Source organism: Segatella oulorum F0390, assembly GCF_000224615.1.
Classification (GTDB): domain Bacteria; phylum Bacteroidota; class Bacteroidia; order Bacteroidales; family Bacteroidaceae; genus Prevotella; species Prevotella oulorum.
This window is the reverse complement of the sequence record NZ_JH114216.1, coordinates 396,310-421,778: the sequence shown is the minus strand read 5'-3', so window position 1 is coordinate 421,778 and position 25,469 is coordinate 396,310. Positions and strand designations below refer to the sequence as shown.

24 protein-coding genes are annotated in these 25,469 nt (G+C 46.5%); all 24 read right to left on the bottom strand.

Translation table 11 applies throughout. From position 1 onward, the window contains the following. Positions 1-1,506: a glycosyltransferase gene (locus HMPREF9431_RS08180; protein WP_004380767.1), complete on the bottom strand. Its 1,506-nt coding sequence runs from the start codon at positions 1,504-1,506 to the stop codon at positions 1-3. Then, positions 1,494-1,874, bottom strand: coding sequence for a hotdog family protein (locus tag HMPREF9431_RS08175; RefSeq protein WP_004380766.1), 381 nt, complete (start codon positions 1,872-1,874; stop codon positions 1,494-1,496). Before HMPREF9431_RS08175 ends, HMPREF9431_RS08180 begins: the two co-directional genes overlap by 13 nt. After that, entirely contained in the window at positions 1,858-2,304 is a 447-nt protein-coding gene (locus tag HMPREF9431_RS08170; RefSeq protein WP_040561347.1) for a hypothetical protein, read from the bottom strand. The genes HMPREF9431_RS08175 and HMPREF9431_RS08170 overlap by 17 nt, the downstream gene beginning before the upstream one ends. Beyond that, positions 2,279-2,902 (bottom strand): LolA family protein, encoded by a 624-nt coding sequence (locus HMPREF9431_RS08165; RefSeq protein WP_004380764.1) that lies wholly within the window; start codon positions 2,900-2,902, stop codon positions 2,279-2,281. Before HMPREF9431_RS08165 ends, HMPREF9431_RS08170 begins: the two co-directional genes overlap by 26 nt. A gap of 40 nt (positions 2,903-2,942) precedes the next feature. Then, entirely contained in the window at positions 2,943-3,296 is a 354-nt protein-coding gene (locus HMPREF9431_RS08160; RefSeq protein ID WP_004380763.1) for an EamA family transporter, read from the bottom strand. Beyond that, entirely contained in the window at positions 3,284-5,065 is a 1,782-nt protein-coding gene (locus HMPREF9431_RS08155; RefSeq protein ID WP_004380762.1) for a beta-ketoacyl synthase N-terminal-like domain-containing protein, read from the bottom strand. The genes HMPREF9431_RS08160 and HMPREF9431_RS08155 overlap by 13 nt, the downstream gene beginning before the upstream one ends. A gap of 21 nt (positions 5,066-5,086) precedes the next feature. Then, positions 5,087-7,096 (bottom strand): phosphopantetheine-binding protein, encoded by a 2,010-nt coding sequence (locus HMPREF9431_RS08150; protein WP_155812989.1) that lies wholly within the window; start codon positions 7,094-7,096, stop codon positions 5,087-5,089. Next, positions 7,081-7,500, bottom strand: a complete 420-nt coding sequence (locus tag HMPREF9431_RS08145; RefSeq protein ID WP_004380759.1) for an acyl-CoA thioesterase — start codon at positions 7,498-7,500, stop codon at positions 7,081-7,083. The genes HMPREF9431_RS08150 and HMPREF9431_RS08145 overlap by 16 nt, the downstream gene beginning before the upstream one ends. Continuing rightward, the gene (locus tag HMPREF9431_RS08140; protein ID WP_004380756.1) at positions 7,497-7,961 is read right to left on the bottom strand and encodes a hypothetical protein; all 465 of its coding nucleotides are present in this window, start codon (positions 7,959-7,961) and stop codon (positions 7,497-7,499) included. The genes HMPREF9431_RS08145 and HMPREF9431_RS08140 overlap by 4 nt, the downstream gene beginning before the upstream one ends. Continuing rightward, positions 7,958-8,839: a lysophospholipid acyltransferase family protein gene (locus HMPREF9431_RS08135; protein WP_004380754.1), complete on the bottom strand. Its 882-nt coding sequence runs from the start codon at positions 8,837-8,839 to the stop codon at positions 7,958-7,960. Before HMPREF9431_RS08135 ends, HMPREF9431_RS08140 begins: the two co-directional genes overlap by 4 nt. A gap of 13 nt (positions 8,840-8,852) precedes the next feature. Next, entirely contained in the window at positions 8,853-9,095 is a 243-nt protein-coding gene (locus HMPREF9431_RS08130; RefSeq protein ID WP_004380752.1) for an acyl carrier protein, read from the bottom strand. Positions 9,096-9,142: 47 nt separating this feature from the next. Next, complete coding sequence (locus HMPREF9431_RS08125) at positions 9,143-10,243, bottom strand: methyltransferase (RefSeq protein ID WP_004380750.1); 1,101 nt, start codon at positions 10,241-10,243, stop codon at positions 9,143-9,145. 10 nt (positions 10,244-10,253) lie between these two features. After that, complete coding sequence (locus HMPREF9431_RS08120; RefSeq protein ID WP_004380749.1) at positions 10,254-10,820, bottom strand: hypothetical protein; 567 nt, start codon at positions 10,818-10,820, stop codon at positions 10,254-10,256. 46 nt (positions 10,821-10,866) lie between these two features. Beyond that, complete coding sequence (locus HMPREF9431_RS08115; protein WP_004380748.1) at positions 10,867-12,105, bottom strand: beta-ketoacyl-[acyl-carrier-protein] synthase family protein; 1,239 nt, start codon at positions 12,103-12,105, stop codon at positions 10,867-10,869. 11 nt (positions 12,106-12,116) lie between these two features. Further along, positions 12,117-12,848 carry a 3-oxoacyl-ACP reductase FabG gene (gene fabG / locus HMPREF9431_RS08110; RefSeq protein WP_004380747.1) on the bottom strand — a complete coding sequence of 244 codons (732 nt, stop codon included), beginning with the start codon at positions 12,846-12,848 and terminating at the stop codon, positions 12,117-12,119. 550 nt (positions 12,849-13,398) lie between these two features. Continuing rightward, positions 13,399-13,863: a DUF4252 domain-containing protein gene (locus HMPREF9431_RS08105; protein WP_004380745.1), complete on the bottom strand. Its 465-nt coding sequence runs from the start codon at positions 13,861-13,863 to the stop codon at positions 13,399-13,401. Positions 13,864-13,896: 33 nt separating this feature from the next. After that, positions 13,897-14,790: a ComEA family DNA-binding protein gene (locus HMPREF9431_RS08100; RefSeq protein ID WP_004380744.1), complete on the bottom strand. Its 894-nt coding sequence runs from the start codon at positions 14,788-14,790 to the stop codon at positions 13,897-13,899. Between the two features lie 76 nt (positions 14,791-14,866). Then, positions 14,867-16,225 carry a sodium-dependent transporter gene (locus HMPREF9431_RS08095; RefSeq protein WP_004380743.1) on the bottom strand — a complete coding sequence of 453 codons (1,359 nt, stop codon included), beginning with the start codon at positions 16,223-16,225 and terminating at the stop codon, positions 14,867-14,869. A gap of 270 nt (positions 16,226-16,495) precedes the next feature. After that, positions 16,496-18,121, bottom strand: coding sequence for a SusD/RagB family nutrient-binding outer membrane lipoprotein (locus HMPREF9431_RS08090; protein ID WP_004380742.1), 1,626 nt, complete (start codon positions 18,119-18,121; stop codon positions 16,496-16,498). A gap of 15 nt (positions 18,122-18,136) precedes the next feature. Then, positions 18,137-21,205 (bottom strand): SusC/RagA family TonB-linked outer membrane protein, encoded by a 3,069-nt coding sequence (locus HMPREF9431_RS08085; protein ID WP_231287793.1) that lies wholly within the window; start codon positions 21,203-21,205, stop codon positions 18,137-18,139. Between the two features lie 437 nt (positions 21,206-21,642). Next, a complete protein-coding gene (locus HMPREF9431_RS08080) occupies positions 21,643-22,143 on the bottom strand; it encodes a CYTH domain-containing protein (protein WP_004380740.1) in 501 nt (166 codons plus the stop codon). After that, on the bottom strand, positions 22,140-22,289 hold the full coding sequence (locus HMPREF9431_RS13250; protein WP_004380739.1) for a hypothetical protein: 150 nt from the start codon (positions 22,287-22,289) through the stop codon (positions 22,140-22,142). The genes HMPREF9431_RS08080 and HMPREF9431_RS13250 overlap by 4 nt, the downstream gene beginning before the upstream one ends. 32 nt (positions 22,290-22,321) lie before the next feature. Continuing rightward, the gene (gene prfB, locus HMPREF9431_RS08070) at positions 22,322-23,455 is read right to left on the bottom strand and encodes a peptide chain release factor 2 (protein WP_004380738.1); all 1,134 of its coding nucleotides are present in this window, start codon (positions 23,453-23,455) and stop codon (positions 22,322-22,324) included. 3 nt (positions 23,456-23,458) lie between these two features. After that, positions 23,459-25,267 (bottom strand): AMP-dependent synthetase/ligase, encoded by a 1,809-nt coding sequence (locus HMPREF9431_RS08065; RefSeq protein ID WP_004380737.1) that lies wholly within the window; start codon positions 25,265-25,267, stop codon positions 23,459-23,461. Positions 25,268-25,469: the final 202 nt, after the last annotated feature.

Sequence of the window (25,469 nt, the reverse complement as noted above, 5' to 3'; positions counted from 1 at the left end):
TTAACTGTTCTTTTCAAACTCATCGCAGAGTGTGTTATACTTCTCCACATAGTGTCTGCGCATCCATTTTGCCTGTTCCATTGGCGAACCAATGGCTTGCAGCTGCGCTTGCGTCATGGTTTCTTCCACTTCTAAATAGATGGGGCTCCGATGAAGAGAGTACTTCTTCTTGGGTAAGCGCCGTCCCGTGCCATATAAGAACATGGGCGTAATGCCCAAATGCAGTTGCTCGGCAATGTAAAAAGCACCACGGTGGAAACGCGATATGCGACAGTCAACCGAACGTGTTCCCTCGGGATAGATCGCTATGCTATAGCCGCGGTCGACCAACGAGCGCAACTTCGGTAACAAAGCATCAATCCCCTCGGTCACCGTCTGATACTCTGCATGACGAATAACATAGCCATAGAAAGGATTTCTCCACACCCATTGATTGGTTAAAAAGACCACCTTTGGCGTTAATGTGAGCTGACAGATCAAGTCTAAGTGCGACTGGTGGTTACAGATCAGCACCGAGGGCTTGCTAAAGTCCACCTGTTTGGCAATGTGACAACTAAACTTTCCGCCAGGAATGCCATGTTTCAACACGATGATTCGCGCAAGACTATAAATCATTCGATGTAGATTGCGTCGTTTTGCCCCCGTCATCTTTCCCCATTTCAGGTAGAGATAAGCCAACGGTGTCACAACGAAAAACGAGAAGAAGGAGAAGATAAAGAGCGAATACACCGTGCGAACCATGCGCACAAGTCCACGAGCCAACCGGCAGGGCAGTCCGTAAACGATGGCCAAGAAGCACAGCACCATGTTGAGAACGGTAATCCGTAGAAAGTCTTTATAGGGCCGGAAATGGCTCACACGCTCCTCCTTGGGCGGATAATAGACATCGACTGGTATCGAAACGAGCGGCACACCATGCCACGAAGCCAACACCATCAACGCTAACTCCGCTTCGTAACGGGCTGGCATCGCACGCAGATAGCGCAGCTTCTTGATGGGATAAAGGCGATAACCTGTCTGCGTATCGGCCAACCGTTTGCCCGTTTGCACAAAGAACCAGAAGTTGGAAAAGCGATTGGCAAAGCTGCTGCCACTCGAGCGTTCCACACCATTTAAGTCGCGTTCGCCCACGATGAGTGCGCCGGGATGTGCAATATTCGCTTGCAGAAATGAAGGAATGTCTTTTGCATAGTGCTGTCCATCGGCATCAAGAGTTATGGCATAGGCAAACGATAGCGCCTTCGCCCTCTCAAAACCTTGTTGCAACGCATAGCCTTTCCCGCGGTTATGCCCGTACGAAACCAACGTGATACCCGAAATCTCTGACAAGATTTGAGCCGTACGGTCTGTGCTTCCGTCATTCACCACAATCACATCGGCACAATATTCCTGGGCACTTTCAACCACTTGCCGCACCGTCTGCTCATTGTTGTACGTGGGGATGATGACGCAAATCCCCCGAGCCCGCAGGCGTTCCTTCAACGTTTCCCGTTCTATTCCTTGCATGGTTGGCATGTAAAAGACAACTTCGCATAGCCCGTTGTGCCCGAGACAACATTCACTTTGGCCTTCACTGTTCCATCGGGCTGCTCCTCTATACCTGAGAACTGATACACGATGTTTTCCATTTCCGTAGGTGTTAATACCGAAAGGAATTTCACATTCTTCACGCCACACAGTGCCAACGGGCGATGAAGTGCCTCGCCCAACAGTTCACAAGCCATCTGAAGAATACACACACCCGGTGTAATCGGTTCGCCGGGAAAGTGAGCCTGATAGATGAAATGCTGTGCATTGAGCGCAATTTCATAAGTCGCCCGGGGCAAATCAACATTGGCCTGTGCGATGTGATAAAAGTCATTCTTCAAGATCATCGGCTGCCTCCTTCTTCAATTCTTCACGCATCGGGGTGAACACGTAGGTCAATTTATACTTTTTGTCTTCATAAAGTGTGTCGCCTTTTGCCAACGACTGCAATAGCATACGCAAATCATTGCGCAACACTTTGCGAATATACCATTTATCCATTAACGCCATGGCATGCACAATCTCCACCTTGTCTTTTCGCTCGTGATAGCGGAAATCGAGTGCCGAAAAGCCAAACTCATTGAACAGGCTCCCCACAATCCCCGTCGAATCGCGCACCATCATGCACACGCCACTCACATATCCCTTCGGCATCGTAATCATGGCTTGATAGCTTTTGCGTGCACCAAGGCTGTCGGGCAACAGGTTTTGAGCGGCCATGCCACATGAAAGGCCACTCAACAAGACGATACTAATGAATTGAAAACACTTGTGCATTGAGCGGCGCATTGGTCTTAATGTTCTTCAATAGAATGGTGGTTTGGTCGCCATTCTTTTCAAATAGTTTCACCATCGACACCATCATTTGTGCCTGGTGAAAGCTAATCTGTATCTTTTGAAACAGCTGTTTCATGTTCGAACGCAAAGGAACGAGCGTGGCTACCCACTCCCCTTTGCCTTGTTGCATCGTCACTTTAAAATCTTTTTCATCGGTGAGACACTTGCCTAAAACGCTATTCATCATGATACGCGCAATCTCTTTAAACATTTTGTTCTGCTGCACGTCGATCACATCACTCCGCTTCTCGTTGCGAAGCATCACCTTTGCGCCATTCAACACAAAGGTATAGTTGTAAGGACTCACATATTGCCAACACAGTTTGTCACTCTTTTGGTAATACATCTTCCCCTTCGACACCATTTTTTGGTTCAACAACTTCAGCGATTTGGTTTGCACAAAGTCGCATTGCATGCTTTGCAGCTGTGCCGCCACTTGGTTTACCTTGGCCTTTACCTCACTTTCGGTCATCGTTTGCGCATGCAGTGGCAAAAACATCGACCACAACAAGCTCCATAAAAACAGGCTTTTCTTCATTTGTCTCTTTTCCTTTCTCTGTTTAAATAAGGGTGCCTCTTCATCGGGCGATGAAAAAACAACCCAACATGATCAACGCCACTCCTATCCATTTCATACCATTTACCGACTCATGGAAAAACACCATGGCCGACAAGAGCGCAAAAACATAGCTCAAACTAATCATCGGATAAGCCATGCTCAAAGGGTAACGCTTCACAATATACATCCACAACATCGTGCTGCCACCAAAAAGTAGTCCGCTCAAAGCAAACTGCCAGTTGGGCAAAAGCGACCACAAAAACGCACGATTAAACCCAAACGGTGCCAACTTCGATAGTCCAAACTTCAAAAATACCTGCCCGCCGGCGAGCAAAGCACTCTGAACAACAGACAAGATAATCAGTTTCCACATGTCAACACCATTGCTATGGCCGTATATTCGGCCGGTTCTTGCTCGCCCAAACGCGCCGACAACTGACGATAAAGGACGGTGGTTTCATCGTGATAGCCCACCAACACGCTGCGACATACACCCGACTGCAACAGCAACTCGGCATCTTTCAGTGCCCACTCCAACGACTTCTCACCCTGTGTGTAGGTTGCATTATATCCATGACAGCCCAATTTAATGGCAATGGTGCTGCCGATGGTGTTATGGGTGCTCTGCATAAAGAGTGTAGGGCTCACACTGTCTTCGCCCTGTCGCACCATGTCGAGCAGCATCTTCTCTGAATTTTCTAAACAACCCAAGCTCGTTGCAGTGATAATAGCATCAGGAACAGCAATTCCTGCCTCCTCTAAAGCCAACATAGAAGTGAGCACTGCACGGCGCATCAAACCGCTCATGCGACGCAGTTCCATGGGTTTCACAAAACGTTTGATTTCTGACGGGTCGGCAATATCCGCCATATTGACACGCGATTTGGTGCAAATTGTGCGACAATTCGCAATAGATTGCTCACCAATATGCTGCACTTTACTCGGCAAAGAGAAAAGCAGCGAGGTATCGTTACCGCCAAATCCAAACGAATTGCACAACACATGCTGCAACGAGCAGGCTTTATTCGTCGCCAAAGGCACAATGCCATCGGGCATTTCTGTGTGCCATCCGATGTTCATCGGCGCCAATTCATGTTGCATAGCCAGCAGACAAATCACGGTTTCTATGCTCCCCGATGCACTCGTTGTGTGCCCTGTGAAGCCCTTTGTGCTTGAAATCAAAGGCTGATGGGCACCAAACACCCGCCGAATGGCCTGGCTCTCACTGGCATCATTGTTGGGTGTTCCCGTGCCATGTGCATTGATATAATCAACTTCTTCAGGCGCAACACCCGCCATCTTCAACGCCGCTTCCATGGCAAGATAGGCTCCTTGCCCGTCATCCGACGATGCTGTTTGGTGAAAAGCATCACAAGCATTGCCGTAACCCGTGAGACAGGCCTGCACGGTTGCATGGCGTTGGGCCACCGATGAGGAAGACTCCAACACCACATAGGCGGCACCTTCGCCCAAATTTAAACCCGCACGATGGGCATCAAAGGGCTTACAAGGGGCTTGATCGAGTATCATCAACGAATGGAAACCTGCGAAATGGAAACGCGAGAGCGCCTCTGTTCCGCCAGCAACCACGATGTCGGCCTCACCATGTGCAATCAATCGTGCCCCCAACATCAAGGCATTGGCAGCCGAAGAGCATGCCGTGGAGAGTGTTGTGCACGCGGTAAAGCAACCAAAATGGTCGGCTATCAGCTGTGTTGTGCTGCCCCCATCATGCGTTTTGATGCAGTCTGCATCGCCTTTCCCGGCTGATAGGTCGGCAATGTGTTGCTCGGTGATGTCCATTCCGCCCACCGTTGTGCCCGAGATGAGCACCACGCGCCGGCTTTTCAAATGCGGTTCTGACGAAAGTAGCCCTGCATCGGCGAGCGATTCGCGCACAGCCAACATGCCCAACAGCACCGTTCGGCTCACTTCCTCTGACGCATCAATGCCCAATGCCGCCTTCATCTCGTCATTAGACAGGGGCACTTCGCCCACAGGAAGCTCGCGATGGGTTGACGAAAGATATTTCATCGGCCCGATGCCCCGCCGTTGCTGCACAATCGATTGCCACACTTCGGCCTGATTACAGCCGATAGATGAAACAATTCCTGCGCCTGTTATAGCTACTCCTCGCGTCATAATGGTGAACAAAAAGCGGTGTTACCGGGTACGATGTTGCTGCACATAGGCGGCAATCGTTGCCACACTCTTGAAGATTTCCTTGCCCGCAGCGGGATTTTCTAACTTGATGCCGTAGTTTTTCTCTAACAAAACAATCAGCTCTAAAGCATCTATTGAGTCTAATCCCAACCCTTCATCGCCAAACAAAGGTGCGTCTGCGTCGATGTCTTCGGGCGTCATCTCTTCTAAATTCAAAGCCTTAATGATGGCTTTCTTCAATTCTAAGACTAATTCTTCCATATCGTTTGAATGTTCTTTTGATGTTCGTTGTATAATAAATAGGTGGGCTTCATAGTGGGTTTCCGACCAATAGTCAAGCCAACCCGTAAGCAAACTATCAAGATGGGTGCCTGCAAAAGTCGCCGCAACAACCTCATTGAAGAGCTTCTCGCTGCGCTTCTCCCAACAATAAAAGGAGGTTTCGCCATGGCATTGCCAATGGATGGCTACCTCACCCGTCACAATGTTGGGCAACGTATAGACGAAATGAGCAGGACTGGGATAGTAGTTTTCGGCATCAGCAATCGTAGCATAATAGCACTTATCGGTGCTGATAGACGACGATTGATTGAAAAACACAATGCCACGTCGACTACCTGCAAAAGCATTCTCATGGGCTTCGGCCTGCAAAAGCAATGCTGAAGCCACAAAACCCAATTTGCTTAGTCCATCCATCTTGTAGAACTTGGGATAGCTTTCAAGATGAGTTTTATAGAGAGCTGTGAGCGGTTCGTCCTCATTCTCATCGAAAGCAATGGCTTTTCTATCGCATATACAGGTTTGAGGAGACAACATTAATTCGTGTATCACGCGTACATCAGGCCGCAACACCGTCGCAACTGCATCATGCTGCGGCTGCAAACGTTCCATCCTTAAAGCGGCATTACAGCCTCCAAAGCCCGAAAGCATCTTCACAAAGGCTTGCTTTTGCGTGGGAATAGCGTCCGTCTGCACATGGATTTTACCCGAAACGCCCAACGCATGAAAGCCTCTTGTGCCTAAAAGGGTATGCTGTTCTAACGCAAAGGCCGTGAGTACTGTTTCTAAAACACCTGCACATCCAAGGGTATGGCCATAGGTTCCTTTCAACGCATTGACGGGAACTTGCGACAAACCTGCACGCATGATGGCCATCGACTCCATCTGATCGTTGAAGAAAGTGGCGGTACCATGGGCGTTAATCACGGCTAAAGCATCGGCCTCTTGACCTGTAACAACATCGCATAAAGCCAAATAAGCACCTTCACCTTGCTTGGATGGTGCACTGATGTGGTAGGCATCGTTGTGAATACTGCCAGCCATGAGTGCCCAAAGGGGCTGCTTAGAAGACACGATGTCACCATGTTGCAAAACCATCGTGGCGGCACCTTCTCCCAAATTCAACCCCAACCGCTCGGCATCAAAGGGGCGACAAGGTTGCAAAGAGAGAGCATGAAAAGCGTGAAAACCCGACAAAATGAAGGGCGATTGCACGTCAATACCACAGACAACAGCGGTGTCATAGGCACCCGTTTGCAACAAACGCTGTGCTAAAATCAAAGCCGATGCACCCGAGATGCAGGCATTGCACACCACAATAGGCTCGGTCTTGAAACCAAAATAATGGGCGATATGTGCCGCAGCAAGGCCTGGTTCTATGCGTTTTTGCCCTTCTTCGCTGCACGAAAGCAATTCAATATTGCCCTTGGTCGTACTTAAAATGAAAATAATTCGGGGGGAATGGAGGTCGATAGGCACCTGTTTTAAGGCACGTTGTATCGACTGAATGGCCAACGATTCGAAACGGGTCATGCCTTCAAGCATCAGCATTTGCCATTGCTCCTCACTGAAAAGTGAGGCACAACAGGCATCATGCATACGCGTTCCGGGCGCATAAGGTCGTAACATGGATTGGCCTTTCAACACCGAAACATAGTTTTCTTCGGTTGAAAAGCCTAACGGTGAGACGATATTATGAGCAACTTGATAGACCATTATAGCTGATTCCACTTCTTTTTCCACTCGAGATAGAACGGAGGATTATCCCAAACAAGCTGATAATCGGTATCCATAAACACCTGAATACTGTGGCCTGTGGCCAGCAAACGCTCATCCTCCGGGTCGCGAATTTCGTAATCAAACACCACTTTTGCAGCCTCCGTAGGACGATAAATAATGTCGATTCGCGGGTGCATTCCATAGCGAATGGGCTGCTTGTATTGGAAATTAAGTTCCACTAACGGCGCAAAATAACCATGATTGAAATAGTTTGGATAGTCTAAACCATAGTCTTCGCCAAACTTTTCGCGCGCATCTTCAAAATAAAGTGGGTAGGAGCCATGCCAAACCACATTCATAGAATCGACCTCACTGAAGCGAATGTCTAAAACTTTTGATGACTTTAGTTCTTTCATTTACGCTCCTCCTCCTTTACAGCTATCTTCATTTCGGCGGTAACGAGCACTTCTTCATCACACACTACCTGCGCTTTGGCTAACGTCATACCAAATACTTCCTCCATCACTTCAACGATAGTTGTAATCCGTTCACCCACTTTCGCCAGCCGATAGATGTCCAAATTGCGGATAGCCCCAATGAAACCAATCTGTATTCCGCGCTGCAACACATACTGATTTACATAACCTATGCGCACAGCACACGTTTGAGCGATGTTCTCTATGAGCCCACTTGCAGAGAATGTACCTGCATTTGTGAAGATATTCTCAGCCGAAACGAGGGTCTCTGTGATGGCCTTTCGTGCATCAAAGAACGTCAGTTTCCCCACCATCACAAACGGAGGCTGTTGCGGTAACAGCGTTTTGATGTCAAGGGTGCGTAGGAATTCTTCCTGAGGATGTAAGTAATCGATGGTCATTGTGCCCAAAAATCAAAGTAATTATACCATTGCAAGGGATAGCGTTTCACAGTCTTTTCCAAGCAATCAACATAAGCTTGCGCCAGTTCTTCTACCTGTTGGCGACGCGATGCGGCCTTATCATAAGCCAATGGATGCACAAAGATGGTGTAACCTCGCCAAGATGTCTTCATCACTTGTATGGAAACAACATCCAATCCCCCAATAACGGCGACGCTAAAAGGCCCCAATGGTAAGCGAATGGGAGCAGATAGGAAGGTAGTAGCTATCGTTTTAGGGGATCCCCAACGCCGATCGGCCACCAAACTAACAATTTCTCCCCGCTTAAATGCCTGGTCAATGGCAAACAGATGATCCATATTTGTTCCCACAGGAATCATGCAAATGTTGCTGTTGCCCAGCATTTCACCGCGCCGTTCCATTAAAGATGCCTTCTCACCTGCATAAACTAAGGCGTTGATGCGCTTCTCTTTGGCCTGCAAAGTGTAGCCCGCAAGCTCATAATTTCCCACATGTGCACTTAATTGCACAAAGCCTTCGGGGCGTTTTAACAATGCCTCGTAATGCGCATAGCCTTCAATATGCACTTGAAAATGCTTGCCGGCATACATCGCAAACTTATCAATCACCGCCTCAGCAAACAGACAATGGTTGACATACGTGCCCCAAATGGCACGCCATCGACCATACTTCATGCGATGACGAAGATAAGAATAGATGATTTTTCGGCTTGGACGAACGAGTAAACAAACGGGAATGACGAAACAATAGGCAAAGACATAGAGCACCCTTACATCGATAAAACGCAACATCTTGATGAGATAATGGTGCATTTTCTCGCTGCCAAAAGTCTGCCCTTGCCATTGCTTTTCCGCCATAAGCGCTTTCTTTCTACCCTACTTTGCTTTCAATGTAATCACAAAATTGGCTTAATGTGGTCACACCTGCCATCTCTTCGGGTTTGATTTTGAAGCCAAAATTCTTCTCAACAATCACAACAATGTCGACAAAGTCGAGGCTATCAATACCCAAATCGTCTTTCAATTTTGCTTCAGGAGCAATCTTTTCTTCATCAATCTCAAGGTCATCAATTAAGAAGGCCTTTACTTTCTCTTCAATTTCTGTTCTGTTCATACCTATATTTAGTTATTTTAAATCATCTTGTTCGCACCATTTTCACTTCACACCGCAGCCAACTTACACACCAAAATGCTGTGTCCCTGGCCCAAATGGTCGTGAATCTGTTCAATTTCTAAGCCTGCTTCGTGAATACAAGTCTCCATATCTTCGGTGTTATACATCTTACTATTGCCATTCGCTATGGCTGTAAAATAGAGACTTGTCATCGTTAAGCAGAACGCAGCAGGCTCAAATCGCTGCCGATCCCACAACGTTTCCATGATGAAAAGCCGTGAGTTGGCATTCATTGCACGACGTGATCGCCGCAAAATACCCACGATTTCGTCCATACTAAAGCAGTCTAAGAACTGGCTCATCCAGATGGCATCGGCCGGCTTTTCGGGGAATAATTGCGCATCATCCAACAGGTTAATGCCATAACCTTGTATGCGGTCACATCCTTTTTTGCCGGCGATCTGCGCTTGCATCATCTTGATTTGCTGGGGAAGGTCTAAGATGGTCACCTGCACATCGGCATCATAGTCCACACAACGCAAGGCCCATCGCCCCGTATTACCGCCCACATCATAGAGCGTTTTGGGATGATAGGTGCCAAAAACAATCGCTAAGGCCTCATCAAAAGAGTGGTCGGAATAGAAATGATCGAAGCCAAACCAGCTCTTTTTCACATTATCCGGCAGCTCGGAAAGCGCTTCATAAACCGTCGGCCAATCACCAAAATGCTTCAAGCCGGCAGGCTTTCCCGTGGTTAAAGCCTCTTCTAAATGAAACCAACCCTCATAGTTCACATCGTGATTGAAGTCGAGATTGACGCGTGTCGCAGGGTCATTGAGCAGAAACCAACCCGTTTTCGACAACGAATAGCGGTCGGTTTCAGGGTCGATAAGCACGGTCCCAATACACAAAGAAGCCTCCAACAGACATTTAACCGCATAGTCTGACAGTTTGGTTTCACGGCAAATGTCAGCACGTGTAAGCCCCTTTTCGCTCTCACGAAGCAGACTTAAGATGCCAAACTTCACCATTAAGCGCGACGCTTGAAACACGATTGGTCCCCAAGCGATAAACTCTGCCAAGCGTTGTGCCTCTTTTGCCGAGCGCGTTTCTTCTGTATAGGGCTTTAAAGCAGGTGACAATTTCATGCGCTTGCCCCTATTTCTTAGCTTTCTTAATGAGCTTTACAATCTGTTCGGCCAATTCTCTGTAGGTTTCTACACGACGCTTTTCGTTGCCATAGCCTGCACCTGCCACACCATCAACGTCGATAACGGCAAACGGTTGCTTGTCATTCGCTGCATAAACCTTCACCAATCCGCTCATGTGTGCATCGCCAGCGCCCATGCCAAACACAACAGATACGCCCGTACTACCATAGTGGAAGTCCTTCACTTCGACTACAAATCTATATTTTGCATCACGCTTTTCAGCCGTAATCTTTGCGTCTTTGCTCTTGTCATTGAAGCGTTCTGCAAAGTTTTCTTCAGCCGTTTGCAACTCTTTTGGATAATCACGTTGCCATTCAGCACCCTTTTCTTTCAAGAAAGCCTGCACTTCTTTTCCTTCTAAAGTGGCATGACTGTAATCCCAAACCACATAGATTTTTTCTTTCACACCTTTGAGTTCTGCCAACGAACCACTCTTCACGGTGACATCAGCTTTTGCAAACACACCTGCAACGCTGCACATCAAACCTGCCAATACCAATAAAATCTTTTTCATAACCTATTTTATTTAAACGTTATACTTATATGGATTACGCTTCGATTCAACCGTTCTCACCATTCACTTTCTTAATGACCAAAGCCGAGTTTGTACCCCCAAAGCCAAAAGAATTGCTCAAAACGGTGTTCACCTCCATGTCAATGGTCTTCGCGGTGAGATTAATTTTCTCGGAATATTCGTCCCGATGCTCCAAATTAATATTAGGTGCCACAAAATGATGTTGCATCATCAAGATGGAATAAACAATCTCACTGGCACCCGCCATCCAACATTCATGCCCCGTCATCGACTTGGTTGAGCTGATGAACGCACGCTCATCGTGGAACAGTTTAGCCAAAGCAATGGCCTCATACATATCGCCTTGATGGGTAGAAGTGGCATGCGCATTGATATAATCAATATCGCTCGGTGCCACCTTTGCATCCTTCATGGCACGCGTCATGGCAATTACACTGCCTTTATCGCTGGGTTCTGAGATGCCACCGCCATTGCTTGAGAAGCCATAACCCACCACTTCGGCCAAAATGGTGGCTCCACGTGCCACAGCATGTTCATAGTCTTCGAGCACCAAAGCAGCTGCACCGCCACTCGGAATGAGCCCATCGCGGTCGCGATCAAACGGACGACTGGCCTTAGTTGGCTCGTCCATGTGCACCGAAAAAGCGCCCAGTGCATCGAAAGAGGCCATGGAATAGTAATTCGTTTCTTGTGCACCACCACACAACACCAAGTCTTGCAAACCCTGTTTAATCATCATATAGCCCAAACCTATGGAGTGACTGCCACTCGCACAAGCCGAACTGATGGTGAAGTTAACGCCTCTTAAATGAAAGATGGTGCTGAGATTCATGTTCACAGTGGAGTTCATCGACTGGAAAATGAGCCCATAACCCAACATCGCCGAGTCGTGTTTCTCGTCCATAATCTTAGCGGCTTCAATCACAGGTTTTGCCGAAGAGTCGTTGCCAAAGATGCAACCCACCTCGTTTTGCAGCAGATAGTCGTCGTTAATCTGTGCTTGCTCGAAAGCCTGCAAGCTCGCCATGTAGGCATATTGTGCCTCTTCCGACATGCCCGCCCGCGTGTGACGATCGAGCATTTGCTTGGTAATGACAGGTGTTTCAACGATGCCTGTCAGCCCCGATCGGTAGCCATAGGTGAGCCGTTCTGGCTGAAGTCCGATGCCCGACGTACCATTATATAATGCATTTTTTACTGTTTCGAGATTTGTTCCTAAGCACGACCAAATGCCCATGCCCGTTATTACCACGCGTCTTTCCATTTACTTTTCGTTTATGTATATAATCCTCCGTTAATGTTAATCACCTCACCCGTGATATAGGCCGCCTCATCCGACACCAAAAATGCTACCGCTGCGGCCACCTCTTCGGCCGTTCCAAACCGTCCAACCGGCACCAGCTTCTTCAGTTCTTCTTGCGGAAGGTCTTTCGTCATGTCGGTTTCTATGAACCCGGGAGCCACGGCATTGACCGTGATTTGACGCGGAGCCACCTCCTGTGCCAAGGCTTTCGTGGCACCAATGAGTGCAGCTTTGGCTGCACTGTAATTACTCTGACCGGCCAATCCCTTCACTCCCGAGAGCGAAGCCATGTTGACTATGCGCCCACCACGGCGTCGAGGCATCATGTGTTTGAGCAACCTTCGGGTCAAATAAAAATAACCATTGAGCGTCGTGTCGAGCACTTCGTGCCATTCTTCGTCGCTCATCATAAAGAGGACATTATCTTTTCGGATGCCGGCATTATTCACCAACACGGCTATATAGTCATCAGGATGTGCCGATTCCCACGCATCTAAAGCCGCTTCGATGGCTTTTCCGTCGGCCGCATTGAACGGCATCAGCTCGGCTTGTCCGCCATTTGCAATGATGGTTGCCACCACCTCTTCAGCCGCTTCTTTATTCTTTAAATAGTTGATGAGCACCGGATAGCCCATTTTTGCTAATCGAATGGCAATGGCTTTGCCTATTCCACGCGACGAACCTGTTACTAACGCATATTTCATTTATTCACTTCGGTATTAACTATCCAACGATATTGTTTACTGAAAGTTAAATATTTCTGCAAAGATAAGAAAAAGAATGCAATTACAAAGTAGTTTACTTAAAATATTTTGTACATGTTTTTCATTTCAACATTAGCATTAGTTCTAAGCTTTTGCATCCGCTTTCCGCTCTTCGGGCAGTCTCATTCCAACCCAAATGGATGCTTAGAACCCGTACAGATTTTGTTTGATGACGGGGCAGATGGGCTGTCATATCCCTGGAGAGAGGACTAACAAAGTGCCGACCAGCAAATGAAATCTGTACAAGAAGCCATGAGGTTTCATCAAATGATTGGAGAAACGGTTTAATGAACGATTTGGATTGCTCGCCGACACATGGCTATCAGAAGCACAATCCGCACCGATTTTTCGCCCAATTTTTCCCTGTTATTTTGCCACTCGGACGGTATCATAAAACAACATGATGGAGATTGCCACACAAAATAGCCCAGTTTACCACACAATAGCATCCATTTTGGGTGCTAATCTGCACGATATTACAAGGCAATAGCTATGCTTTTACTTGCATGTTGCGTACATCGTCAACCACGACATGAATGTCTTGTGTATTAAAATTACCTTTAATTTGCATGAACTTGCAGCCCCGTTTTCCGACCATGAAGGCCGCAATCTCGCTGATTTTCTCTGCATCGCCTTCTACAATCATGAGAATATCTTCGTCGGAAGATTTCATTTTTGCAAACACTTGGTACCCATTTTGCATGAGTTGTTCCACCTTTTCACGAGACTTTTTGCGCTTTCTATTCTGACAACAATCTAACAGTAGGATGCGAGGGGCATTGATATTGCGGGCCATCTGAGCTGCTTTCGATGTTTTCATCTGTGCAATGCCAGCCCGTATCAACAGTCGCGGCAAACGAATGTACTCCACCTCTTTGTCCTGAGAATATTGTTCAATGATTTCATCAACATTCTTTTGCGCGAGTGAAGCACGGGCAATGCCCACAAAAAGCATCAAGGTAATTCATCTTTTTATGCTTTTTGGGGTTTAAAACTCAACGTATGGGCGCAACCGTTCGATAGCTTCCGGGGGAAAAGTTTCTAACAATCTCAAATCATTTAATTGCTTCAACTTTCCCTTTAAACGCCGATATTCCACGATGTCGCGCGCCTGATAGAAGTTGATGTAGGGGTGACGGCGCAACTGATAGAGCGACAATTTGTTTACATTCAGCTTTGATGGCACGACGTTTCCGAGTGAGAAATATTTTAAAGCGCTTTCAGGAAAATCATTGATTTCGGTTAACTGTTCCACTTTTACATAGCCTCCTAAACGCGTGCGATAGTTAACAATCTGCCGAGCATAGTAGGGACCGATGCCCGGAATGTGCTGAAATTGTGTGGTGTCGCCCGTGTTTAAATCAATGGTTTGTCCGGGTTTGAGTTTATAGGGATGGATGGTTGCAAGGCTATCACCATGCGTTTTTGTGCGTATGGCTTCGGCAAGATGGGCCGCCGGCTGATAGTCTGCGCCAATTTGTATGTAGGGTTTGAGCGAAAGATATTCTTTTTGGGTGAGTCCATAAAGGCGTGCAAAGTCTGAAGGTGTGCGATAAATGCCCCCCTTTGCACGGTATTTGTAGATGTTTCTCACCTGCCAGGGTTGCAAACCTAAGCGCAAAAAGGCGGTGGAGTCGGCGGTGTTGGGGTCGAAAACAAAACGCTCAATGTGCCGTTGCGGCACATTGTAATAGGTGGTTTCTTTTGGGCGTCGACCTTTATAGCCATGGTTTTGCGACGAAGGGGCGTAGTTTGCCTCGGTCGTCGTTTGTTCGTTGTCGAGCAGAAAGACGGCGACAAGCGCCACAATGGCGATAAATAGCAAGGCAAAGATGGCGCGCCTGTCGGCCTTGTTGTAGTAGAAAAAGTCTTTTATAGGCATAAGGGTGGGTGTGGAAGGTGGGGTTCTGCTTGTTGTTCTATGGTGGGAAACCTTGAAAAAGGAGGGGTAGGGTTGTTTAAATGAGGTTGAATTGGTGGAGCATGATGGCGAGTATGCCCAACGGACAGACATAGCGCATGGAGAAAACGAAGGCTGAATAGCAATGATAGCGCAAGGTTCCCCAGTTGGTTAGCTCGTCTTTCACAATCTGTTGGGGCACCACCCAGCCCACAAACACGCACATCAGCATGCCGCCTATGGGTAACATCAGCTGCCCGGTGACGAAATCGAATAAATCAAAAAGGTCTTTTCCAAACAATGAAAGGGTGTCTTTTTGACCGATGGAAAGCGAACAAACAGCACCAATAACGGCACAAGAGAGGGTGACAATCCATGCTCCTGCTTTGCGCGAGATGTGCAACTCCTCATAAAAGAAGGCGGTGTTGACCTCGTGAAGCGATATCAGAGACGTTAAAGCAGCTAATGAAAGGAGCGCATAGAACAGCAGAGCGATGATCCAACCCAACACAGGTGCTCCCGAAAAAGCTTGATTAAACACGTTGGGGAGCGTGATAAAAATGAGCGATGGGCCGCTATCAGGGCTTATTCCGACAGAAAAAGCGGCTGGAAAAATCATCAATCCCGCCAGAATGGCTACGAAAAGGTCGATGAAACCAATCTGTATGGCCGAGGTGGTGAGGTTGGTTTTGCGGTTGAAATAGCTGGCATAGGTGCACAAACAGCCCATGGCAATGCTCATAGAATAGAAACATTGCCCCAAAGCATTGAGGAAAACGTCGCCCGTTACCTTTGAAAAGTCGGGCTTTAACAAGAACGTTATGCCTGCAGAAGCGCCTGGAAGCAAGCACGCTGCAACCACAATGATGAGCAAAAGGATGAAAAGGGTGGGCATCATGAGTTTGGAAGCTTTCTCGATTCCGTTGCGCACGCCATGCACAATGATATAATGTGTGATGAGAAAGATGACCACCGTCCAGAATATAGGACGTATAGGGTCAGTGGAAAAAGCAACGAAATAGTCTTTAACATAGTTGGGATTGCCCTTTAGTTCGCCCATGATGGAAGCATAAACATAGTTCAAACACCATCCCGAAACCACGGCATAATAGCCCGTAATGAGGAAACCTGTGAGCACTTCTAAGTAGCCAATCCACTTCCATTTGCTGCCGTTTGCCAAACGTGTGTAGGCTCTTGCAGTGTTGGAAGCGCCGTGACGGCCAATTAAGAACTCGGCAATCATGCAGGGAATTCCTAACACAATGACACACGCTATATAGATAAAAATGTAAGCAGCGCCACCATTTTCACCGGTCATATAGGGGAAACGCCAAACGTTTCCAAGTCCAACTGCTGACCCGGCGGTAGCTAAAATAACACCTATTTTGCTTCCAAACTTTGCTCTTTCTTCTGCCATTTTATTACAATTTACACTAATCGAATTGCAAAGTTATAGAAAATAATCCATATTTTCTATTAAAATAAAAGTTTTTAGCACAGTTAAGTTTGATTTGATAAATAATGAATAGCATTTCCTTTCATGATGATATTTATCTATTTCTGTCATGAAAAGTTTTGTAAATGATGCTGACTGCGCCTTTTTCTACCGTATGGTTATGGCGCTTAAGCAAAAGATGCTTTGCATAAGTCGGGTGACTTACGCAAAGCATCGAAGATAAATAGGGGATTAATGGCTGTTGGTATCCCACCAAACGCGCACGTTCATGCCATCTCCTTTGCCACCATTGAGGGTGCTTGCTGTGGCATGTGGGTTGTCACGTCGTTCTGCATCGGGATAGCGGAGCTTCTTAACAAACTCACCATTGGCAGGATTAATGTCGGGATTATCGCTCTTATGAACAGGCATTAAGTTGGGATAGCCCGTTCTACGGAACTCTGCCCAGGCCTCAATACCGTCGGGATAGAGCGCAATCCATTTCTGAGTGATGATTTGTTTGAGCTTGGTTGCAGTCGGAGCAGCGTTGTTCCATGCGACATTGCCTGTGGTAATATAGGTGTTATCATTGGCTGTTGAGTACAAAGCATCATCAACACCTGCACGTGACTCTGCAAATGACGCACGAATTCCATTTTCATAATTGGTTTGTGCATTACCGGCTCCGGCCCAACCACGCACGGCTGCTTCGGCTTTTAAGAAGCAAACTTCAGAATAACCCATGATTTTGAGGGGTAAAGTGAGGACGGTATTGTCGATATCTTTGCCTGAAGTGTTCCATTGTGGAAAGGCTTGAAGTCCCCAAGGAAAGGAGTTATTCTCGAAACCATATTGCCCATAGCCCGACGCATCCTTAGCCAACAGCATTTGATCGGTAACACCATTGGGCACACCTTGGAACTGTTCGCCGGGGAATGTAGCCAACGTTCCGGCCTTTGCAGCGTTGAGATAGCCTTGCGTTTGGCCAAACCACATCGGCATACGAGGGTCAACAACGGTGCTTTCATGCTTGAAAATATTCTCCATTGTCTTGCTCATTACGAAACCATTCCACGCGCAAATCATGTACAAAGGATGGCCCCATCCGGCCGTAGCAAAGATTTTTTCCATGGCACTTTCGTCTTCATTGCCCATCACACCCGCTGCAAGTGCGGCTTCACCTTCGGCTTTTGCCTTCGCAGGATCGATGTTTGTAAGACGCAGTGCATAGCGTAATCGTAGGGAGTTTGCAAACTTTCTCCACTTTTGTATGTTGCCTGCATAGATTAAATCTTGCTGATCGGTGCAGGTTTCTTGCCCGGTAAGGTTCTGATTGAGCGCATCACTGGCCTCCGTAAGCTCTTTAAAAATATCATAGTAGATATCTTTCTGTGCATCGTAGGCCGGCCCATCGTTACCCAATGCTGCTGCAGAATAGGGAATATCACCATAGATGTCGGTCATGGCTGCTGTGCGTTCGGCCACGATGATGCGCATCATTTGGTAAATATTGCTATAAGAGGGGTGGGTAGCTACTTCGTTCTTGAGCACCTTTAGATGCTTAAGTGCCGTGAAATAAGGGTTCCAAAATCCAGCCATTGCCCACCCATCATTGTAGCCATAGCGGTCTGAATTCCAACCATTCTGCGTGTTTGTGAAATACTGTGCATAGAACTGTGTATATAGATTCTCACCAACCTGATAGGCAAAACAATCGACATTCGTAGCCCATTCAATGACCGAAGGCAGCGTATAAGCCGGACTAACATCCAAAGCTGCTGCGGGATTGGTGTTCATACTGTCAAAGCTATCTGTGCAAGCTGTCATCAATGGAATGGCAAGTGCACAATAACCGATAAATTTATTGAACTGTTTCATAGTCGTCTTGTAGTTTTAAAATTTGACATTAAGTGAGAAACCGATGGCCCGTGTAGGTGGAAGTGAAGCATATTCAAAGGCTTGTGCGTAGTCTTCTCGTGAGAAAGACGACTCTGCACTGACGGGAGCTTTCTTATAGAAGTAGAAGAGATTACGGGCTACAAGTGAAAGCTTTACAGCCTTTAATGGTGTTTGTGAGAGCCATTTCTTAGGCAAAGTCCAACCGAGTGCCAACTCACCCATCTTGATATATGTACGCTTATACATAAATTCTTCTGCTACTGCAGATGAGCCACCAATAGAGTTATAGAAGGCTTCTGCTTTAACACTGGTTGTATTCTTTTGGCCAGTACTCTCAACAATACCGTCGAAAACCATGCCATCACGACCACTAAGGCTACGTTTTGAGTTTCCTGCAGTCGTAGCATAAGCATCGGTCATGGAGATAAAGTCACCACCATAGAGCACATCTACTAAGGCTGTGAGCGAGAAATCGCGCCAAGTTACGGTGTTACCAATAGAGCCTGTCCACTTAGGCATCATGTTACCAATGACCTTATCGGTTTCTTTCAATGGTAAACCATCCGTTCCTACGAGCACATTACCATTGGCATCGCGCTTATAAGCATTAGCAGCTACGATGTCACCAAATTGACTTCCTTCATTCACAACTACTGAAGCGACGCGCGTTGAACCGAGTGTATAGCGCTTAATTTGCTTGGTAAGCGCGTTGCATTTTGTACGGTTCATGCCCCAGTTGAGATTGACATCCCAGCGCAAGTCTTTGGTTTGCACGGGCGTTCCATTTAACATCAGCTCCACACCATGGCTCGTAATCTCACCGGCATTAAACATTCTTGCCTCATAACCGGATGAAGAAGCGGTGCCAATAGAAAGTATTTGGTTGCGCGTTATCGTATTATAATAGGTGAAATCGAGCCCCAAACGATTCTTAAACATACGGTATTCCAAACCGATTTCCCAAGAATTGGTCTTCTCTGGCTTAAGATCTAACAACGGATAAGTAGTGGGGAGTTGCATTTCGAGCAATGAATTGACGTTGCTGGAGCGCGTTGCATAGGTATAAGCAATCTGATATGGGTTTGTATCATTGCCCACTTGCGCCCATGATCCGCGTACTTTCAAGTAATCAATCGCTTCTGGAAGTTTCACCATTTGAGAGATAATGCCCGAGAGACTGACTGAAGGATAAAAGTAGGAACGATTGCTTTTTGGTAAAGTTGACGACCAATCGTTGCGCCCTGTGACGTCAAGATAGAGCATACTCTTATAACCAAGGCTTCCACTGAAGAAGACACTCTGAATCTCTTTCTTAGAATAATATTCAGAAGCCTCGCGCTTTGTGCCGTTACCCATGTAGATAAAAAGCGGTATTTGGAATAAGCCTGCGTTGCCAGACAACGTCTCATGAGTGATATTATAAACGGAAGTACCCAAGTTTACGTTGACATCAAAGAGGCCAAACCCTTTATTAAATGCCAAGATGAGGTCTGAATTGAATTCCTTAGTGCTCGTACGACTATGCGTATATTGCGTAGCATCATTCGAACCATCACCCAAATACTTCGTGTAATTCCGATATTTGTCATTGTACATATCAATACTTGTGCGCCCGGTGAGCTTAAGATAATTGGTGAAAGTAATGGTAGCACTCACTTGTCCCATGAGCCTGTCGCGTACATTTTCATTGCCGTTATCAGGCATTATCAAACCATAGGGGTTCGTATTCGAGTTGGAAGGCCCCGTCCAATTGATGGTATGCCTATTCCGAATGAAATCATTTGCCAAATCTTGCAGACGAATACTCCGCGGCATTTGGACAAAGCGTTGCATAATTCCGTATTCACCCATACCCGGTGCATTGCGTGTTACCTCGTGCATATAGGTACCTTTAACCCCAAGGCTAATCCAATCGTTATTGAGTTCGGTATTCACACCATAGTATTGACGATTGAGTTTATGATTAGGAGTTATGCCATTGTTACGCGAATCTGTGAAAGAGAAACGTGTACGCACATTTTTACTACCCGAAGAAGCAACGATAGAGTTGTTCATTTGGCTTCCGGTATTATAAAACTCTTTGAGGAAATCCTTTTGGGGAAGCATTGGATAAGAGCGATCCTCTGTGTCATAACCATAAATATTGCGCCAACTCTTTATGGTTTGTCCCTCCATCTTCGGTCCCCAACTGCCTGAAGCTCCTGAGTTAAACTTACCATCTGAGCCTTGACCATACACATCTTGGTACTTATAGGGGCTGTAGATATTGGTAAATTCCACATTGCCGTTGTATTCAAACGTTAGAGGTTGCCCATAAGCACCGCTCTTAGTCGTGATGACAATAGCACCATTCTGCGCCCGACTACCATAGAGAGCCGCTGCATTAGCGCCTTTTAGCACGGAAATCGTTGCAATATCCTCTGGATTAATCTGCGAAGCCGACCCATAACTATCAGTTCCTCCCCATTGACTAGCGGTCTGAGCGGATTCATCATTGATGGGAATTCCATCGACAACCCAAAGCGGTTGGTTGTTACCTCCAAGCGAATTAAGTCCGCGCATCACGATACGTGTCGAGCCACCTAAGCCAGTTCCTGATTGAGTAATCTGCACACCGGCCACCTTTCCTTGCAGCATGTTGGCTACAGAGGTTGATTTATTTTCGGTCAACCCTGCTGTATTTACTTCTTGCAGCGCATAACCGAGGGCTTTTTTCTCACGTTTAATTCCCAGCGCAGTAACCACAACTTCGTTGAGTTCGGTGTCTTCTGCACTCATAGAAATCTTTAGATGGGTCTTACCTTCTACGGCGATCATCTTATCTCCATAGCCGATGTAGCTCACAGTGAGCGTAGCATTAGGTTTCACACGCAGTGAAAAATTACCGTCTGCATCGGTAATTGTCCCATTTCGTGTACCTTCTTCAAAGACACTGGCGCCCACAATGGGTTCGCCTTTTTCATCAACAATAGTACCAGTAATGGTCTTTTGTTGTTGCACAACTGCCGACGGAGCCGGCATTCTCCCTGCCGCAAAGCCTGTTTGCGGCACTGATAGCATCATAACACTAATGAGTAGTGTCGACGCTGTACTAATTTTTTTACCTTGACTTGTCATAGTTAAAGGTCTTAGTTTAATAATACTTATTTTTTTTAGCTATATGTTTGCAAATATAAGCGGATTTCTTCTTACTGCCAAATAATTTAAAAAGAAATATGAATAAATTGAAATAAAAAAATAAATTTAATTATACTCCAAGGGTAAGAATAGGTCAAAAGACAGCCTTCTAACTTGTTTTTGAGATGAATTTCTTAGCCTTTAAACATAAATTGCAATGTGAGATTCCGGTAATTTGAGCCAAAGGCACAAGCATCATTTGCCACAATGCGGAAAGACAGCCCCCGCTTTCGCACATCAATCCTCGGTAATGTTATGATAAAAGCTTGGCACAAACAAGGCTTATGCCCTCAATATGCCTTCGCTAACAACCTTTATCCCCTCTAAAGATAGCCCTCAGGCAACGTGTCTCGCCACTGTTTAAAGGGATAATGCAGCAGCGATGAGTTATAAAAGCGGTGATCACCCGTGACTTCTTTGCCGATAAATTCAGGTCTCATAAAGGCCTCATCTTTCTGCGAAAGCTCTACCTCAGCCATCACAAGCCCCTCGTTTTCTCCTAAGAACTCATCCACTTCAAAGGTATGTTTGCCGCTCTTTACCAAATAACGCCACTTGTCTATGCAACCACCTTTACATAATTTCATCAAGTTGTTTGCTTCATCTAAGGTGATTTCTTTTTCGAATTCATAGCGCGAAAGCCCGCCATCCGTTGAGCGAGATTTTATGGTTAAGTAGGCCTTTTCATCGCGGATGCGCACCCGGACAGTAGCCCCTTCAGCAGGAATATACCCCTGTTGAATGTGGCTTTTGGCATAGGAGGCGTTGCGATAGGCGCCTCCTTTCTTCACCAAGAATTTGCGTTCGATTTCTAATCCGCTCATTGCATGACGGCAATCACGGTCAGATAGACGAGTGCTAACACGATTAACACGATGCAAATGATGCGCACAATGCCTTTACCTTGCTCTTCATTTTTCTTTAAATGAGCGGCCTGCTTAGCCTTTCTCAATGCTTTGTTGTTGCTCATCGTTATAAAATTTTTATGGTTGAAGTTGTTCTTTATGCTTCTTTTGCTGCCGAATCGGCCGCCGCAAACTCCATCAAATAGGCTTTAATAAAGTCATCTAACTTACCATCCATCACGGCATCAACATCCGAAGTCTGATAATTGGTGCGATGATCTTTCACGCGCCGGTCGTCGAAAACATAGCTGCGGATCTGACTTCCCCACTCTATTTTCTTCTTCCCGGCTTCAATTTTAGCCTGTTCAGCCTGCTTTTTTTTCAACGCTCTGTCGTATAATTGCGACTTTAACAGCAGCATAGCCTTCGCTCTATTTTTGGGTTGGTCACGCGTTTCAGTGTTTTCGATGAGAATTTCTTCATGCTCTCCCGTGTCAGGGTCTTCATACTGGTAGCGCAAACGCACACCCGATTCCACCTTATTCACGTTTTGTCCGCCCGCACCACTCGACCGAAAGGTGTCCCAACTCACCTTGGCTGGGTCTACATATACTTCAATGGTGTCGTCAACCAAAGGGGTAACAAACACACTTGCAAAGCTCGTCATGCGCTTTCCCTGCGCATTATAGGGCGAAACACGCACCAAACGGTGCACGCCATTCTCACACTTCAGGTAGCCATAAGCATAATCTCCGCCTTCAATGGTCATCGTTACGCTCTTAATACCGGCCTCGTCACCCTCTTGAATGTCAGTAATTTTCACACTATATCCATGCGCTTCAGCCCAACGTTGATACATTCTCATGAGCATTTGTGCCCAGTCTTGACTCTCTGTTCCGCCCGCTCCCGAGTTGATTTTCAGCACAGCATCCATCGAGTCTTCCTCTTGTCGCAGCATGTTTTTCAGCTCAAGTGCCTCAATCGCTGCAAGCGTTTTGGCATAGAGTGCATCCACTTCCTCCTCGGTCACCATGTCGTCTTTGTAAAAATCAAACGCCAACTGCAACTCGTCTGCAAGTTGTTGGCAGGCATGGTAGCCCTTAAGCCATTTCTCAATGCCTTTAACTTTCTTCATTTGCGCCTCAGCCCGTTTCGGATCATCCCAGAAATCGGGTGCTTGTGTGCGCAGTTGTTCTTCTTCAAATTCTATCTTCTTTGCATCGATGTTTAAGTAACGTTGCAAGGCCTGCGTGCGTTCTGTCACATCTTTTAATTGTTCTGCCGTAATCATGCGCTATTCTTCGTACATTTTTTCAATGTCATCTTGATAGTTTTTATAGATGACAGGACGTTTCAACTTGAGTGTGTTGGTGAGTTCTCCGTTCTCCATTGAGAAATGATGGGGCAACAAAGTGATGCGTTTAATCTGCTCATAGGGAGCTAATTGCTGTTGAAGTGTGCTGATTCTTTCTAACATCATGGCCTGAATTTGCTTGTTTTCGCACAGGTCTTCGCGGCTTTCAAACGCAATGTTTTGTTCGTTTGCCCAATCTTCTAACAACCTAAACTCGGGCACAATGAGTGCCGAAACAAACTTTCTTTGGTCAGCAATCACGGCCACTTGGTCTACATATTTATCCACCAGCAACAGCGATTCCACCATTTGTGGGGCAACATATTTCCCGTTTGAGGTCTTAAAGAGATCTTTAATGCGCTCCGTCAAGAAGAGTTCCCCATTCTTTAAATAGCCCGCATCGCCCGTATGGAAGAAGCCATCGGCATCGAAAGCCTGTGCATTGATGGCATCTCGGTGATAGTAGCCACGCGTGATGGTCGGCCCTTTCAGCAAGATTTCATTATTCTCACCTATTTTAATTTGAATACTATGAATGGGACGCCCCACAGAACCAATGGTATAGGGCTTGTTTTTGCGGTCACATGACACGGTTGCCAAGCTCTCTGTGAGCCCATATCCCACAATCATTTCAATACCAATCGAATGTACAAACTCCTCAACCTCGGGCGAAACATAGGCTCCGGCCGTAGGAAATATGTTGGGTTTAAGCAATCCCATCTGCTTTCTCACCAAACTTAGGATGGTTTTGTTCACCATCTGATATTCTAATTCCAAGGGCAACGGCACCCGTCTTCCACGACTTCTATACTCAATATTTCGTTTCCGTCCCACACTCAAAGCGTGTTCAAACAGTTTTCGCTGCACACTGCTCGCCTCTTCAATCTTCGATTTCACGGCAATATACACCTTTTCCCAAAAGCGAGGCACAGCACTCATACATGTAGGATGCGTCTCTCGCATGCTCTCTTGAATTTCTTTGGGGTCGGTATTGATAATCAAATGTGCACCTTCTGATAGACAAAGGTAGGCCCATCCGCGTTCAAAGATGTGGGTTATCGGCAGAAAACTGATGACACGGTCGCTTTCTCCCACAGGAACGCACCTGTCATTGGCCTCCATAGCCGCAGTGTATTGCCCATAGGTGAGCACCACTCCTTTGCTATCGCCCGTTGTTCCGCTGGTGTAAAGAATATTACAAATGTCGTCATCTTTTGTCTTTGTCCACAACATTTCAACCTCACTTTGTCTTGGAAGGTTCTCTCCTAAGGCGATGAAGTCGTCAAAATAGAGCGCATTGGGGTCGTGGCTGCTGATTCTTACATTGCGATCGAAAATGATAATACGTTCTAACGATGGGCAAAGAGCAAAGATACGGTGTGCTTTGTTATACTGCTCTTGTTCGCCAACAAACAGAAATCTCACCTGCGCATCGTTCACCATGTATTGAATTTGCTGCTCACTTGTGGTGGCATAAAATGGAATCGAAATCACATTTACACCATAAGCACCAAAGTCTGTGTAGAGATATTGGATGCAGTTTTGCGAAAAAACACCGATGGTTTGTTGGGGCTTTGCACCTAAGTTGAGCAGGGCATTGCTCACTTGTTTCACGCGAAGCGAGAACTGATCCCATGAAACGGTTTGCCATTCCCTGCTGCCAAAACGACGAAAGGTGAGTGCATCGCGTTGACCATATTTCTTAGCTTGCTCGTGAATGAGCACAGATAGCGGACATATTGTTTGCATCATTGTAGAACTTAATCTATGCAAAGATAGGAGAAAATAAGGAAACAACAAAACAAAAATAGACCTTTTCTCGGACAAAGAAACAGAAAAGGTGCGTGCATGAAACGGCCTTCGCCTCGAATGGGTTGTGAAAGTCTGCACTGATTTTATTTTCTTGCGGGGCAGAAGGGCTGCCGATTTGTCGAAGTTGTAGCCGGCTACG